This is a genomic window from Reyranella sp. (assembly GCF_965279465.1).
GTDB lineage: Bacteria > Pseudomonadota > Alphaproteobacteria > Reyranellales > Reyranellaceae > Reyranella.
The window spans coordinates 4,259,057-4,273,952 of sequence record NZ_OZ257242.1 but is presented as its reverse complement, the minus strand read 5'-3'; the positions used below and the strand labels follow the sequence as shown (position 1 = coordinate 4,273,952).

At 67.9% G+C, this 14,896-nt stretch carries 10 protein-coding genes and 1 pseudogene; 7 read left to right on the top strand and 4 right to left on the bottom strand.

From position 1 onward, the window contains the following. Window positions 1-26: 26 nt before the first annotated feature. Both ACQY8M_RS20745 and ACQY8M_RS20740 read left to right on the top strand, forming a co-directional pair. A complete protein-coding gene (locus tag ACQY8M_RS20745) occupies window positions 27-701 on the top strand; it encodes a response regulator transcription factor (RefSeq protein WP_428659019.1) in 675 nt (224 codons plus the stop codon). Then, window positions 673-2,025, top strand: coding sequence for a sensor histidine kinase (locus ACQY8M_RS20740; RefSeq protein WP_428659017.1), 1,353 nt, complete (start codon window positions 673-675; stop codon window positions 2,023-2,025). Before ACQY8M_RS20745 ends, ACQY8M_RS20740 begins: the two co-directional genes overlap by 29 nt. Before the next feature lie 18 nt (window positions 2,026-2,043). On the opposite strand, the gene ACQY8M_RS20735 is transcribed toward ACQY8M_RS20740, so the two are convergent. Continuing rightward, entirely contained in the window at window positions 2,044-7,308 is a 5,265-nt protein-coding gene (locus tag ACQY8M_RS20735; protein ID WP_428659015.1) for a hypothetical protein, read from the bottom strand. Window positions 7,309-7,511: 203 nt separating this feature from the next. On the opposite strand from ACQY8M_RS20735, the gene ACQY8M_RS20730 reads away from it, so the two are divergent. From ACQY8M_RS20730 to ACQY8M_RS20710, 5 genes are all read left to right on the top strand, one after another. Beyond that, window positions 7,512-8,495: a D-2-hydroxyacid dehydrogenase gene (locus ACQY8M_RS20730; RefSeq protein WP_428659012.1), complete on the top strand. Its 984-nt coding sequence runs from the start codon at window positions 7,512-7,514 to the stop codon at window positions 8,493-8,495. An 85-nt stretch (window positions 8,496-8,580) separates the two neighbouring features. Next, entirely contained in the window at window positions 8,581-8,928 is a 348-nt protein-coding gene (locus ACQY8M_RS20725) for a type II toxin-antitoxin system RelE/ParE family toxin (RefSeq protein WP_428659009.1), read from the top strand. Beyond that, window positions 8,928-9,227: an XRE family transcriptional regulator gene (locus ACQY8M_RS20720; protein ID WP_428659006.1), complete on the top strand. Its 300-nt coding sequence runs from the start codon at window positions 8,928-8,930 to the stop codon at window positions 9,225-9,227. The genes ACQY8M_RS20725 and ACQY8M_RS20720 overlap by 1 nt, the downstream gene beginning before the upstream one ends. 21 nt (window positions 9,228-9,248) lie before the next feature. Then, window positions 9,249-10,703 carry a hypothetical protein gene (locus ACQY8M_RS20715; RefSeq protein WP_428659003.1) on the top strand — a complete coding sequence of 485 codons (1,455 nt, stop codon included), beginning with the start codon at window positions 9,249-9,251 and terminating at the stop codon, window positions 10,701-10,703. Window positions 10,704-10,769: 66 nt separating this feature from the next. Next, on the top strand, window positions 10,770-11,072 hold the full coding sequence (locus ACQY8M_RS20710) for a hypothetical protein (RefSeq protein WP_428659001.1): 303 nt from the start codon (window positions 10,770-10,772) through the stop codon (window positions 11,070-11,072). 218 nt (window positions 11,073-11,290) lie between these two features. On the opposite strand, the pseudogene ACQY8M_RS20705 reads toward ACQY8M_RS20710, so the two are convergent. From ACQY8M_RS20705 to ACQY8M_RS20695, 3 genes and pseudogenes are all read right to left on the bottom strand, one after another. After that, window positions 11,291-11,770: pseudogene (locus ACQY8M_RS20705) on the bottom strand ((2Fe-2S)-binding protein); the annotation flags it as partial. Continuing rightward, the gene (locus ACQY8M_RS20700; RefSeq protein ID WP_428658998.1) at window positions 11,767-12,564 is read right to left on the bottom strand and encodes an FAD binding domain-containing protein; all 798 of its coding nucleotides are present in this window, start codon (window positions 12,562-12,564) and stop codon (window positions 11,767-11,769) included. The pseudogene ACQY8M_RS20705 and the gene ACQY8M_RS20700, both read right to left, overlap by 4 nt. After that, window positions 12,561-14,891, bottom strand: coding sequence for a xanthine dehydrogenase family protein molybdopterin-binding subunit (locus tag ACQY8M_RS20695; RefSeq protein WP_428675418.1), 2,331 nt, complete (start codon window positions 14,889-14,891; stop codon window positions 12,561-12,563). The genes ACQY8M_RS20700 and ACQY8M_RS20695 overlap by 4 nt, the downstream gene beginning before the upstream one ends. Window positions 14,892-14,896 lie beyond the last annotated feature (5 nt).

The window sequence follows — 14,896 nt, the reverse complement described above, 5'->3', positions numbered from 1 at the left end:
AAGGAGCTGCCGGCTGGGGACGTGCCATGCGGGTTCTGCTGATCGAGGACGAGACCGACCTGGCGACGCGCATTCACAAGGGGCTGACGGCTGCCGGCTTTACCGTCGATCATGCCAGCGACGGCGATACGGGCTGGTATATGGGCGCCAACCAAGCCTTCGACGCCGCGGTGCTCGACGTCGGGCTACCGCGGCTCTCCGGGCTCGAAGTGCTGAAGCGCTGGCGCAAGGCCGGGCGCACCATTCCCGTGCTCCTGCTGACGGCGCGCAGCGGCTGGGCCGAGCGCGTGGCGGGCCTCAACGCCGGTGCCGACGACTACCTCGAGAAGCCGTTCCACATGGAAGAGGTGGTCGCCAGACTGCGTGCCCTGACACGACGTTCGGCCGGCACGGCCAGTCCCGTCCTGCGCCACGGCGACCTGGAACTCGACACGACTACCGGCAGCGTCAGTCGCGACGGCCGACCGGTCGAGCTTACCGCGCAGGAGTTCAAGATACTCAGCTACCTGTTGCACCGGCCGCGCCGCATCGTCTCGCAGGACGAGCTGCTCGATCACGTCTACTCCTACGATGAGCCCCGTCAGTCCAACACGGTCGAGGTCTACGTGGCCCGCCTGCGGAAGAAGCTCGGCCACGAGTCGATCCGAACGGTGCGCGGGCTGGGCTATCGGCTTGGACCGGGAGAGCACGCTGCGCAATAGCTTCCGCGCCCGCCTGATCGTCGGCGCCGTGCTGTGGATTTCGGCCGGCCTGCTGCTCAGCGGCCTCGTCCTGTCGCAGCTCTTCGAGGAGCTGGTGATCCGCCAGGTCGACCACGATCTGCTAGACCACGCCGAAGAGCTGCGGATGTCCGTGGAACGCCGTACGAACGGCTCTATCGAGGTGGTGCGCGGCCTCAGCGATGCGCGCTTCGCGGTGCCGCAGTCCGGGCTGTACTGGCAGATCGACAGCCCGACCGGCCAAACGCTGCGCTCGCCGTCGCTCGAGCACAGCCGGCTGCCGCTCGAGACGATCGGCACCGATGGCCTGCAAAAGATGGCGACTGAGATCGGCCCTGTGCGGATCAACCTGCAGCTGGTGCAGATACCGGGTCTCGTAGCCCCGCTGCGCCTGGCCGTCGGCATGGCCCAGAGCAGCGTCGATGCCGAGCTGGCTCATTTCGATCGGGCCCTCGCGGCATCGCTGGCCGTCATCGCGCTCGGCCTGTCGGGAGCCGCCGTCCTGCAAGTCACCGTCGGTCTTTGGCCGCTGGCCCGCGTGCGGCGCTCCCTGATGGAAGTGCGCGCCGCCCGCGCCGAGCGCCTGCCCGATGATCTGCCGCGCGAGGTCGCCCCGCTGGTCGACGATCTCAACTCGATGATTGCAAGCAACACCGAGATGCTGCGGCGTGCGCGGACCCAGGCCGGCACGCTGGCTCACGCGCTGAAGACGCCGCTCGCCATCCTGCTCGACGAGGCGCGCCAGCTCGAGGCCGGCGGCGAGGCTCGCGCGGCCCGGTTGATCGAGGAGCAGTGCCTGAAGATGCAGCGCCAGATCGACTTCGAGATGGCCCGGGCGCGCGCTGCCGGCCGCGGCACTCCCGGTGTCGCCGCCGCCGTGCATCCGACGGTGTCGAGCGTAGTCGCGGCCCTGTCGCGGCTCAACCGCGAGCGCTGCATCACCTTCCACTTCGAAGCGCCGGACGACCTCACGGTGGCGTGCGACCCGCAGGACTTCAGCGAGATCGTCGGCAACCTCGCCGACAACGCCGCCAAGTGGGCACGCTCGCGCGTCTCGCTGTCGGCGTCCCGCACTGGCGGGGTGATTTTGCTCTGCGTCGAGGACGACGGGCCAGGCATTCCCCCGGTCTCCCGCGAGACGGTGTTCGGCCTGGGCGCCCGGCTCGACGAGACCATGCGGGGGTCCGGCCTCGGTCTCGCAATCGCCCGCGAGCTGGTGACGCATTACGGTGGCCGGATCTGGCTCGACGCCTCGCGTCTCGGCGGCACGCGGGCCTCCGTCGAGCTGCCCGCGATCGCCGCCTGATCGTCTGCGCATTGCCGCCTATACGATGCGGAAGTCGCTCGCTGCCAGCCCGGCGACGCCGCTCAGGGTCGCAACGGAAACGGCGTCCGCACCGCTGCCGCCACTCGCGTCCCAGTAGAGCGCGCCGAGCCCGCTGCCGGCGTTGTCGAAGATGAAGTAGCCAGCCGCGCCGCCGACCGCCGTGTCTTTGCTGTCGGCGTTCAGCACCGCAGGCGTACCGCCCGCCACCAGCCCGCCGCCGAAACCCGCTGCCGCGAATTCCAGGAGATCGATGCCCGACGCGAAGTCCGCGATTCCGTCGCCGGCCTCGGTCAAGCTGCCGAACGCGAAGGTGTCGATGCCGAGGCCACCAGTCAACGAGTCAGCCCCGAGACCGCCGATCAGCCGGTCGTTGCCCCCACCACCAGCCATCGTATCCGCGCCGGTCCCGCCGGTCAGGACATTGTTGCCTGAAGTGCCGGTCAACATGTTGGCCAGCGAGTTTCCGGTGGCATCGATGTTGCCGCTGCCGGTCAAGGTCAGAGTCTCGATGTACTGACCGGCCAGGCTGTAGCTGAGCGAGCTGAAGACCTGGTCGACGCCCGCGTTGTTCGCCTCGGCGACGAAGTCGCCGGCGTTGTCGACATAGTAGGTGTCGTTGCCCCCGCCGCCAGCCATCCTGTCTGCGCCGGTCCCGCCGGTCAGGACATTGTTGCCCGAATTGCCGGTCAACCTGTTGGCCAGCGAGTTTCCGGTGGCATTGATGTTGCCGCTGCCCGTCAAGGTCAGATTCTCGATGTACTGACCGGCCAGGCTGTAGCTGAGCGAGCTGAAGACCTGGTCGACGCCCGCGTTGTTCGCCTCGGCAACGAAGTCGCCGGCGTCGTCGATATAATAGGTGTCGTTGCCCCCGCCGCCAGCCATCCTGTCCGCGCCGGTCCCGCCGGTCAGGACGTTGTTGCCCGAATTCCCGGTCAGCCTGTTGGCCAGCGAGTTTCCGGTGGCATTGATGTTGCCGCTGCCCGTCAAGGTCAGATTCTCGATATACTGACCGGCCAGGCTGTAGCTGACCGAGCTGAAGATCTGATCGACGCCCGCGTTGTTCGCCTCGGCAACGAAGTCTCCGGCGTCGTCGACATAGTAGGTGTCGTTGCCAGCGCCGCCCCGCAGCGTATCGCTGCCGGTTCCGCCGTCGAGGCTGTCATTGCCGGCACCGCCCCACAGCGTATTGTTCGCGACGTTGCCCCTCAGGGTGTCGTCGCCGGCGCCTCCGACGGCGTCCTCGATGTGGGTCGTCGTGACCGCCGTCATGCCGGCGGTGATGGCCGAGACGATGTTGCTGCTGTCGCCGGTCAGCGTGACCACGGTCCCGCGGCCCAGCCCGGTCACGAGGCCCTGGTAGACCGACTCGTAGCTGTTGGCGATGGCGAAGATCGGGATGATGTTGGCCGCCTCGATCGCCGACTTGACTTGCTGGATCAGCGGGTAGTCCTCGAGGGCGCCGTCGCCGGGTGTCTGGTTGTCACCGTTGTTCGGCGTCGCGATGCCCCCCGCCGCTCCGTCGCCGGCCTGGTGATAGGGTGCATCGGTAAACAGCACGACGAAGCGCGCAGAGTCCGGACGGTATCCGGTGTCGACGGCGTGCAGCGCCAACTGCATCAGGCCCTCGATCTGGGACTCCGGTTCGTCGGCGCCGTAGCGGATGGTCAGAGCGTTGTACGTCGAGGCCAGCGCCGCCGCGTCGGCCGTGAGGCCGAGCTCCAGCTTGTAGACCCATTCGCCCAGCGCACCGAACGGCGAGACCGGCTTGTCGACGAAGGACGTCACGCCAAAACGGCTGTCGACTTGCACGGCCTGCAGCGCAGCCACGATCTGCGGGACCAGCCCACGCACGTTGGCGATGTCGTCACCGAACGAACCGCTGAGGTCCTGCAGGAACTGCACGTCGAGCGGCGCCGCGCTCGTCCCGCCACCCTGAAAGTGGCAGATCTCGTGCTCGATCTCGCTCTCTGTCTCGCCGCTGAGATCGATGTAGCTGTCGCCGATTGCCTCGCTGGCATCGAGCGTGTCGTGGCCGAGGAAGTCCTCGATGTCGACCGCACCACCTGCGACCTTGTACACGTCGTCGCCGGCACCGCCCGACAGGGTGTCTTGCCCCGCCCGTGCGATCAGCACGTCGTCTCCGTCGCCGCCGAGCTCGAGGTCGTCTCCGGCCCCGCCGTCGAGCCGGTCGTCGCCGCTGCCGCCCGACAGGCGGTTGTCTCCATCGTTGCCCACCGCCGAGTGCGCCCCGCCGGTCAGCCGGATGTTTTCGATGTTGGCCGGGACCGCCACGAGATCGACGCTGGTCACCACGGTGTCGATGCCGCCGGCCACGTCCTCGATTACTACATCGGCGGCGTTGTCGACGACATAGGTGTCGTCGCCGGCGCCGCCCTTCAGGGTCTGGTAGCCCGCACCTCCGGTAAGGACGTTGTCCAGGGCATTGCCCGTACCCACCCGGTTGTTGCCCGAGATCTCCAGGTTTTCGACGTTGGCTGCCAGAGTGACGCTGAATGTCGCAACCGCGGTGTCCGTGCCGCCGCCGATTGCTTCGGTCACGATGTCTGAAGTCGCGCGCAGGATGTAGCGGTCGTCGCCGGCGCCGCCGATCAGCGTGTCGCCCCCTCCGCCGCCGTCGAGCGTATCGTTGCCGGTACCACCGGTGATGATGTTCTTGTGGGTATTGCCGGTACCGACATGGGCCGATCCGGTCAGGGTGAGGTTCTCCACCTCGCCGGCTGCGAGCGTGTAGTCGATCGAGGCGCCGATCGTGTCGGTGCCGCCACCGGTCACCTCGACCGCGGTGTCGAGCAGGTTGTCCACATAATAGGTATCGTTGCCGGCGCCGCCGATCATCGTGTCGGCGCCCGTCTTGCCATCCAGAGAGTCGTTGCCGCTGGTGCCGGTGAGCACGTTGGCCAGGGCATTCCCGGTCGCGACGCGGGCCGTTCCCGTCAGGGTCAGATTCTCCACCTCGGCGGCCAGCGTGAAATCGACCGAAGCGGTCACCGTATCGGTGCCGCCACCGGCCGCCTCGACGATCGCGTCGCCCACGTTGTCGACGATGTAGCTGTCGTTGCCGAGGCCGCCGGTCATGGAGTCGGCGCCTCCGGCACCGTCCAGCGTGTCGTCGCCTGCCGTCCCGGTGAGGGCGTTGACCAGTGCGTTGCCGGTGCCATGCCGGGCCGTCCCCTGCAGGGCAAGGGCCTCGACATTGGCGGCCAGCACGTAATCGATCGACGCCCGCACGGTATCGGAGCCGCCGCCCGAAGCCTCGGTCACCACGTCGCCCACGTTGTCGACGTAGTAGGTATCGTTGCCGAGGCCGCCGCTCAGCAGATCCGCGCCGAGACCGCCGTCCAGCGAATCGTTGGTGCTGGTGCCGGTGATGTGGTTGGCGAGCGAATTGCCGGTACCGGCGTGGCCCGCGCCTGTCAGGACGAGGTTCTCGATCTCGCTGGCAAGGGTGTATCCGACCGAGGCGTAGACCGTGTCGGTCCCGCCGCCGGTCTGCTCGATCACGGAGTCGAGGGCCGAATCGACCACGTAGGTGTCGTCGCCGGCACCACCGGTCATGACATCGTTGCCTGAGCCACCGTCCAACCAGTCGTTGCCCGCCTCGCCGTTCAGCGTATCGGTGCCTGCGTTGCCCTCGATGGTGTCGTTGCCGCCGCCGCCGCCGATCGTATCGTTGCCGGCGAGGCCGAGAATGCTGTCGGCGCCTGCGCCGACCTTGCGCACGCCGCCGTAGCCGACGCCGATCACGTCGTTGCCGCTGGTACCGTAGATGTTGGTGTCGGGCTGCCAGCTCGAGTCGGAGAACAGCACGTAAGCGCTCTCGCCCGTGCCCGGGGCGCCGATCATGAGATCGGCCGTGCCGTCGCCGTCGACGTCCGGGGTGATCGCCACCGTGGCGCCGGCAAGGCTGCCCGCGCTGCCGACGACCTTGGCGCCGCCAATTCCCTGGGCAACGAGAGCGAGATCGACGGTGCCGCTTCCGCCGCCCCACACGACGTACACAGCGCCGGCATGGACGCCGCCTTCGCCGTTGTCGGGCGTGCCGATGACCAGGTCGTTCACGCCATCGCGATTGAGGTCGGCGCCGCCGGCGACGGACAGCCGGGCGAGATCGCCCGGCTGCTCGGCAATGATCCTGAAGCCCCCGATGCCGGCGGCCACGTCCGCGAGATCGACCTGCGCAGTCCCGCTCTTGCCGAACACGACGTAGGCGCTGTCGGAGCCCGGCGCGCCGATCAGGACGTCGGCCTTGCCGTCGCCGTTGACGTCGCCCAGCCCGGCCAGAGCGGCGCCCGCCTGGTCGCCGGCGATGCCCTTGACGCGGAATCCGCCCGTTCCAGCACTGACGCTGGCCAGCGACACGCTGGTCGTCGTGCTCTTGCCGAACACGACATAGGCCGCGCCCGACTGTGCCCCGCCGGCATCGCTGCCGTCCGCGCCAACCAGGATCTCGGCCTTGCCATCGCCGTTCATGTCACCGACGGTGCCGACAACGCGGCCGACACCGTCGCCCGCCGCCTCGCCGACGATCTTGAAGCCACCCGTGCCTGTGGCGACGTTGCTCAGCCGGACGATCGAAAGGGTGGACTTGCCCCAAACGACGTAGGCCGCGCCGGCGTCGGTCCCGCCGGCATCGTTGCCCGGGGAACCGACGATGATCTCCGCCTTCCCGTCGCCGTTCAGATCGGCGATGGAGCCGAGCGCCGTGCCTGCGGCGTCACCGGCCGCCTCGCCCTTCATGACAAATCCGCCACCATCGGCGGCGAACGGATCGCCGAGATCGACGCCGCCCGATACCGCCTTTCCCCAAACCACGAAAGCCGCACCGGCATCGGTCGCCGTACCGTTCTCCATGCCGGGCGCACCGATCAGGATCTCGTTGCGTCCGTCGCCATTCAGGTCGGCGATCGACCCGACCGCCGCGCCCGCGCGGTCCCCGCCATTGACGCCATCGATGATCAGGTTCGTCGGCGCGTCGGTCCCAAGGGTACTGCCCGGCGTGGCAGCCCCGAGGTGGACGAAGATTCGCCCGGCGTTGCCTGCCTTGTCGTCGTCGCCCGGTGCCCCGAAGATCAAGTCGGGAACGCCGTCGCCATCGAGGTCGGCGATGCCGGAGAGCCAGGACGTGCTCGGCAAGGTCGATACAGTAAGGCTGAAGTCACCACTTGCATTCGGCCGGAAGCGAATCGCCCGCGCCGCGGACAGGGCAGCAGCGAGGTAAATCTTGGTTTGCGGAACAGGCATCGGGGGGCTCCGGAGTTGCAGCGGGGTTCGCTTAGCCCCCGAACCTGAACGCAACCTGAAGGACCGCCCGGGCACGGTGTTCAGATCGTCGCGCCGACGCCGCGACAGCGGTGCCGGGCCCGCGTGACAGCGAACGCTCCTGCCTGCCCCCTCTGTCCATGCTAGGAGTGGCGGACGTCAGAGCCCATCGAGGAGGAACGACCGTGGTCAGCAGCAATTCCTTCAAGTTCGTGATGCTGCCGCCGCAGACCGATACGACGCGCGCCTGGGCCGCGCGCCTGGCCGCGACGGTGCCGGAGGCACGCGTCGTCGTCGCCGAGGATGCGGACACCGCCGCGCGCGAGATCGCCGATGCGGAGGCCGCGTTCGGCCAGCTCGACAGGGAGCTCCTGTCGAAGGCGAGGAACCTGCGCTGGCTGCAGGCGCCGTTCGCGGCGCCGCCGGCCGGCTACTACTTCTCCGAGCTGATCGGCCATCCCGTCACGGTCACGAACTTCCGCGAGATCTACAACGACCATATCGGCGCGCATATCCTGGCCTTCGTGCTGGCCTTTGCCCGCGGCTTGCACATGTACATCCCGCAGCAGCTTCGCCGCGAATGGAAGAAGAGCCCGCTGGAGGCCGGCGATGTGCTGCACCTGCCCGAAACGACGGCCCTGATCGTCGGCGTGGGAGGCATCGGCGCCGAGGCCGCGCGCCTGCTCGCCGCTTTCGGCGTGACCGTGCTGGCCACCGACGCGCGCCGGACGTCGGCGCCCGAAGGGGTGAGCGAGCTGCATCCGGCCACGGCCCTCGACGAGCTCCTGCCGCGCGCGGATTTCGTGATCCTGACGGTGCCGCATACGCCGGCGACCGAGGGTTTCTTCAACCGCGCCCGCTTCCAGCGCATGAAGAAGACGGCGTTCTTCATCAACATCGGCCGCGGCATGACGACGAAGCTCGACGACCTGGTCGCCGCGCTGCACGCCGGCGAGATCGGCGGCGCGGCACTCGACGTCTACGAGCAGGAGCCGCTGCCGGCCGAGCATCCGCTGTGGACGATGCCCAACGTGCTGCTGACCCCGCACATGGCGGGCCACGGTCCCTACCTCGACGACCGCCGGCTCGAGATCATCGCCGACAACTGCCGCGCCTTCGCCGCCGGCAGCCCGCTGCGCAACCCGGTCGACAAGGCGTCGTGGTTCTGACGGCAGGCTGGCGCATATTCGGTCGCGATGGCGAACGTGGGCGTTGGCTTGACAGGATGTGTCAATTTTGACACATATAGTTTAGATGGCGTCGAGCCTCAAGAAACTGCAAGCCCGGTTCTTTGAGACCGGAACAGGCCGAAAGCCTGTCAAGGAGTGGCTGCTGGACTTGGCGCGCGATGATCGGCGTCTTGTCGGCAAGGACATTCAGAAGGTCGAGTTCGGATGGCCGATCGGTATGCCGTACTGCCGCCCGCTTGGGCACGGGCTATGGGAAGTGCGGAGCGACCTGACGGACGGAACGATCGCACGGGTCATGTTCTGCATCGTGGCGGACGAGATGGTGCTGCTCCACGGCTTCATCAAGAAGACGCAGAAGACGCCAGCAAAGGAGATCGACCTCGCGCTCAGGCGCAAACGGGAGTTGGACTGATGGAAAAGCATAGAGGCAAGGGCCGCGTTGCCCGGGATGAGACCTTCGATGAGTTCCTCGATCGCGAAGGCATGCTGGCCGAAACGGAGGAACTTGCGCTCAAGGAGATCATCGCGGACCAGATTCGTGAAGCGATGAAAGAGCGTGGTCTTACCAAGACCGCCATGGCCGCGCGCATGAAAACCGACCGCCGCCAGCTCGATCGGCTCCTCGATCCGAAGAACCCGTCAGTCACTCTTGCAACCTTGCGCCGCGCCGCATTCGCCGTGGGAAGGACGCTCCGCGTTGAATTGGTGTGACAGCAATCCGCGCTTCTCGATTTGGCTGATGCCCGCGGTAATTTTTTCTTTCTGAAAGCAGGTGGTTCGCAGATGACGGGAGACGAGCTCGCGATTGGCGATGCGATAGCCTGTCAGGAGCGAGAGAGTGGCCAGTTCGGTGTACTTCATATCGAGCCCGACCAAATTTGGGTGGAGTTCGTCGGCTTCGGCAAGTGCCCTTCTATCAATGCCGACGAGCCGATCTATCTCCACACAGCCAAGGGATGGGTCGTCTCGCTCTTCGACAATATCGATGTCAGTTCTGCGCTTCCGTCCTGGCGTCGCAGCGACGCAGGCACGGTGCATAGTCAACGCGTCATCTCGAACCTTGTGCTCTCCGGCGAACCCCCCTGGCTGCCGGGTGATCGAGCCCTTTCAGTATCCTTTCAGCTAACCCCTGACTGCGACTTCTTGTGGGCTCCTGACTTGGCGCGCAAAATCGCGGAAGTATCGCTCGACAACGAACCAGCACCGGATCGCACGATCTTGACCGCACCCGTAGTCGGAGGATGCGTCAGCTTGGCGTTCGCGTGGGGCCATGATCCTGTCCGGAACAAATACTCTCCTGAGGACCCGCGCTTCACGGTTCGCTTTGACGATGGAGCAGAGCCTGGTGAATGTCTCGACCGGATTTGGTATCTGCGGGCTCTGTTTGCTCTGTTGAGCTGGCGCGATCTCCGCAGCGAAGGAATCTTGATCAGGCGCATCGGCGCCGAGGAGAATAGCTATTCGTATCGGGTGCTCACGGCGGAATCGAAAGCAAGCAACCCCATGGCACGTGCCGTACGGCCCATTGCCGTCTCTGTCGACGACGAGGACGAGCGGGCGGCGCTCCGAGCGGTATTGCAGGTTTGGCTTGACCGCCAAAATCAGTGGGAGGGCGCGACGGGAATGATGTGTGCCGCGCTCCGGCGATTCCATCACGTCTCGGCCGAACAAGCGTTGGACGCGTGCCGTTGGCATGAGGCGATTTCGAAGGTGGTAGAGCGCCCCGTCAGGCCCGCGGGAATGGATGAAGTTGTTGGTGCCGCGATTGCGGAGGCGAGGAAATTCAAGCTGGATGACCACGTCGGCTGGATCACGGGACGCCTTAGCGGCATCAAAGGCGAGCCGCAGCAGCAATTCTTCACCCGCAGAGGACGCGAGCTGAATGAACGACTTGGACACGAACTCTTTGACGATGCAGGCGTAGCAATGCTGAAGGGAACCTATCGCGTCCGTAACGCTTCAGCGCACGGCTCAAACGGAACTCTGTCCAATCACACCAAAATCAGGGCCCACTGGGGCAATGTCCTCGCTATGGAAGCATTTTGTGCCGCTCGGACCATGGCGGACCTACCTCTATCCGAGCGTGGCCGGCACCGGCTCAGGATGCATCCGCTGTTCAAAGCTTATTTGGAGTTGCGCAAAGAGCGTGCAGCCGCTTCGGCATCATCCGGGTCAAGGCCCAAGTAATAGAACTTCTCGCAAAGGAATCTCTCTTAACCGGTTATTGGGCACCGTACCGACGGGAGCCGTGCGTTGGTAGCCTCTTTCGCCCATCGCGCGGGGCTCTGGTGGTTCGCCCTCGCCGATGTGCCAGATGACGCGTGGAGCCGCTGGACGACGCTGCGCGGCGACGAGGAACGGACGCCCGCCGCGCGCTTCGTGTTCGAACGCGACCGTCATCAATTTATTGCCGCACACGCCCTGTCGGGCCCGCTACAGCAGCTTGCCGACAGACCGGTCGGCGCGTGGCGCTTCGCCAGCGTCGCGCTTCGCCAGCGGGGCGCTTCGCCAGCGGGGCGCTTGGCAAGCCGCCACTGCAAGCGGACAATCGCCTAGTGGGCCACCTCGCCTTCAATATCTCCCACACCGGCGGCGCGGTGGCCTGCGATGATGCTCGACCATGACATCGGCGTCGATCCGATGGTGCCCTGCTCGGATGGCGCCGCGATCGGCACGTTCGTGCTCAGGCCTGGCTGGCACATTCTCAATCTCTTCCGGGCCGCGAGCATTTCGCTCGCTCATCCTCATGAGCGGGCGGGAAGCTCGCGGTCCGGAAGAGCATGAGCGCGTCGCGCGGCGAGCACGGAGAGGACGGCGCGGACGATGCCGCGATAGCCGGTGCAGCGGCAGAGGTTGCCGGCCAGCTCTTCGCGCACCCGCGCCTCGTCGGCGTCGGGCAGGCGCAGGACGATGTCGCGGGCGGCGACCAGCATGCCGGGTGTGCAGTAGCCGCACTGCAGGGCATGCTCGCGCGAGAAGGCCTCGCGCAGGGCGGCCATCGCGGCATCGTCGCCGAAGCCCCCGATGGTTCGCACCGATGCGCCGTCGCAACTGCCGGCGTGCGCGATGCAGGAGCGCGCGGGTGCGCCATCGATCTCGACGGTGCAGGCGCCGCACACGCCATGTTCGCAGCCGATATGCGTGCCGGTCAGCATCAGCCGGCCGCGCAGCAGGTCGGCGAGATGCTCGCGCGGCTCGACCTCGACCGTCGCCGCTTCGCCATTGACCGTGAGCGAGACGGTGATGCGGCTCATGGTTGCTTCACCGCGGCGACGGCGCGCCTGAGCGCGGTCAGGGCGATGGCACGTCGCCAGTCGTCGAGCTCCGGAAACGACGCGACGATGCGCGCGGCTTCGGCCTCGGTGTCGGCCAGCAACGCCGATGCATCCTCGATCACGAGCGGCGGCCCGTCGAGGGCGCCGAGCACCGCGCGCGGCGCGGCGCCGGGCACGCTCAGCACGCAGGCCGTCGCCTTGGAGAACTCGCCGACCTTGCGGCAGAACTTCCAGTGCCCCCAGCGTGCCGTCGGCGGCAACACTGGCACCTCCACCGCGCGCAGGAGCTCGTCTGGCGCAAGCGCCGTTTCGAAGATGCCGGTCACGAATCCCGCGAGAGCGATGCGTCTTTCTCCGCCAGGCCCGAGCGCGATAGCGGTGCCTCCCAGCGCCGGCAGCACGGCGACCCAGTCCGCCGCAGCATCGGCATGCGCGAGGCTGCCGCCGATCGTGCCGCGATTGCGCACCGGCCGATAGGCGATGCGGCGCGCGACGGACGCCATGATCTCGCCGACGCGGCCGGGGACGGCGCCGTCTTCGATCGCGGCGTGGGTCGTGCCGGCGCCGACGCGCAGCACGGCGCCCGCGCGCGTGACGCCGGCATAGTCCGGCAGGTGACGCAGATCGGCGATCGTGCCGGGCTGGGCGAGCCGCAGGTTGAGCAGCGGCCCCAGCGATTGCGTCCCTGAACCCGCGCGCGCGCCCGACGCGATGAGCGCCAGCGCCTCGGGCCAGTCGCGCGGCCGCGCGTAGGAGAAGGCGGCGGGTTTCATGCTCGCGACCGCGCGGCTCGGATCGCCGCCAGCACGCGCGGCGGGCTCGCCGGCAAATCGAACACCTCCGCGCCCATCGCGGCGAGCGCATCGTTGATCGCATTCACGATCGCTCCAGGCGGACCGATCGCGCCGCTCTCGCCGATCCCCTTCTGGCCGAAGGTGGTCCACGGGCTCGGCGTCTCCATGTGATCGAGCCGCACGTCGGGCACGTCGGTCGTGCCCGGCAGCAGATAATCCGCCAGCGTTCCGGCCAGGGGCTGCCCGTCGCGGTCGTACGGCATCTCCTCATACAGCGCCGTGCCGATGCCTTGCGCCAGGCCGCCCATCACCTGGCCGTCGACGATCATCGGGTTCACCAGCCGGCCGCCATCCTCGACGATCACGTAGTCCTCGAGCACGACGGCGCCCGTTTCCGTATCGACCCGTGCGACGGCGGCGTGACAGGCATAGGAATGCGTGCCGGTGTCGGGATCGGGGCGATACCCGGCCGTGATCTCCAGCCCGCCCTTGTTAACATCAGGCGGAAGGTTCTGCGGCGCGCGATACCAGGTGCGCGCGACATCGGCGATGGTGACGAACCCTTCGCCGTTGCGCCGGCGCACCGTACCGCCGGCGAACTCGACGTCCGCCGCCCCGACCTGCATCAGCGCCGCCCCGATCGCGGCGATCCGCTCGCCGAGCTGGCGGCAGGCCTCCGCGACGGCGCCGCCGGCCATGACCATCGCCCGGCTGCCCCACGTGCCGGTCGAATAGGGCGTGAGCGCGGTGTCGCCGTGGACCACGCGCACCTTGTCGGGATGGATGCCGAGGATCTCGTGCGCGACCTGGGCGAGCGTCGTCTCCATCCCCTGCCCGTGGCTGTGCACGCCGACGCGCAGCTCCAGCACGCCGTCCGGCGCGAGCCGCGCCTGGGCCTGCTCGAAGCCCGGCACGAACGGGATGCCCCAGGCGTGATAGACCGAGGTGCCATGCGCGCCCTGCTCGCAGAAGGTGGCGAGGCCGACGCCCACCGTCTCGCCCGCCGCCTGACGCCGACGGATCGCGGCGACATCGATCGCCGCCACCGCGCGGCGCAGCGATTCGGGATAGTCGCCGCTGTCGAACACCTTGCCGACCAGGTTGCGGTACGGCATCGCCTCCGGCGGCACGAGGTTGGCGAGCCGGATCGCCTCTGCCGTGATGCCGAGCTGGCGGGCCAGCGCATCGAGCGTGGTCTCCATCGCGTAGCACACGCCGGTCCGCGCCACGCCGCGATAGGGCAGGATCGGCGGCTTGTTGGTGCAGGCCGACACGGTGTGGCAGCGCAGCAACGGCAGCACGTACGGTCCCGGCAGGATCGATCCGACCTGCGCCGCCTCGAGGCAGGCGCCGAACGGATAGGAGGAATAGGCGCCGGCATCGACGACCGCCTCGCACTCGACGCCGAGCAGCTTGCCGGCCGCATCGGCCCAGGCGGTGACGACGTAGTGGTGCTCGCGGCAGTTCGCACCGGCGCTGAGCTGCTCGAAGCGGTCCTCGAGCCAGCGCACCGGCCGGCCGAGCCGGATCGCGAGGCTGCCGCAGACGATCTCCTCGGGCAGCAGGATGCCCTTGTAGCCGAAGCCGCCGCCGACATCGGGCGAGACGATACGCACCTGGCCTTCGTCGAGCCCGAGACAGTCGGCCAGGCCGGTCTTCGTCACATGCGGCATCTGCGTCGAGGTCGTGACGATGAGCTGTTCCAGCCGCGGGTCCCACTCGGCCAGCACGCCCCTGCCCTCGATCGGCGCCATGCTCTGGCGCGAGGTGCGCAGGGTGCGCGTCACCTTCGCCGCGGCGACGGCATCGAGCCCCGACACGTCGTCGTCGCGCCGCGTCTCGAGGAAGGCATTCATCGACCAGTGATCGTGGACCAGCGGCTGGTCCGGCAGCAGCGCGGCCAGCATGTCGTGGACGGCGGGCAGCGCCTCGTAGTCGAGAACGCAGGCCGCCGCGAGGTCCTCGGCGGCCGCACGACTCTCCGCGACACACGCCGCGATCGCCTCGCCGACGTGACGCAGCTTGCCCTTGGCGAGCGCCGGCTGCTCCGACGCGCGAAAGCCCGGCAGCGCGGAGTTGGCGCGGATGGTCCCGACCCCGTCGAGATCGCCGATCGTGAAGACCCGCTTCTCCGCGCCCGCCGGCTTGGCCACGCCGCGCAGCCTCGCGTGCGCGACAGGGCTGCGCAGGAACGCGACCTCGAGCATGCCCGGCCGCGTGATGTCGCCGACGAAGCGCCCGAGTCCATGGAGGAACCGCGCGTCTTCCTTGCGCCGGAGCGACGCGCCGACGCCGAAGCCGCTCATCGCCG

Bases quoted from the DNA above. Each gene is read 5' to 3' on its own strand.
- ACQY8M_RS20745 (WP_428659019.1), top strand. From the start codon at position 27: ATGCGGGTTCTGCTGATCGAGGACGAGACCGACCTGGCGACGCGCATT.
- ACQY8M_RS20735 (WP_428659015.1), bottom strand. From the start codon at position 7,308: ATGCCTGTTCCGCAAACCAAGATTTACCTCGCTGCTGCCCTGTCCGCG.
- ACQY8M_RS20725 (WP_428659009.1), top strand. From the start codon at position 8,581: ATGGCGTCGAGCCTCAAGAAACTGCAAGCCCGGTTCTTTGAGACCGGA.
- ACQY8M_RS20720 (WP_428659006.1), top strand. From the start codon at position 8,928: ATGGAAAAGCATAGAGGCAAGGGCCGCGTTGCCCGGGATGAGACCTTC.
- ACQY8M_RS20700 (WP_428658998.1), bottom strand. From the start codon at position 12,564: ATGAAACCCGCCGCCTTCTCCTACGCGCGGCCGCGCGACTGGCCCGAG.
- ACQY8M_RS20695 (WP_428675418.1), bottom strand. From the start codon at position 14,891: ATGAGCGGCTTCGGCGTCGGCGCGTCGCTCCGGCGCAAGGAAGACGCG.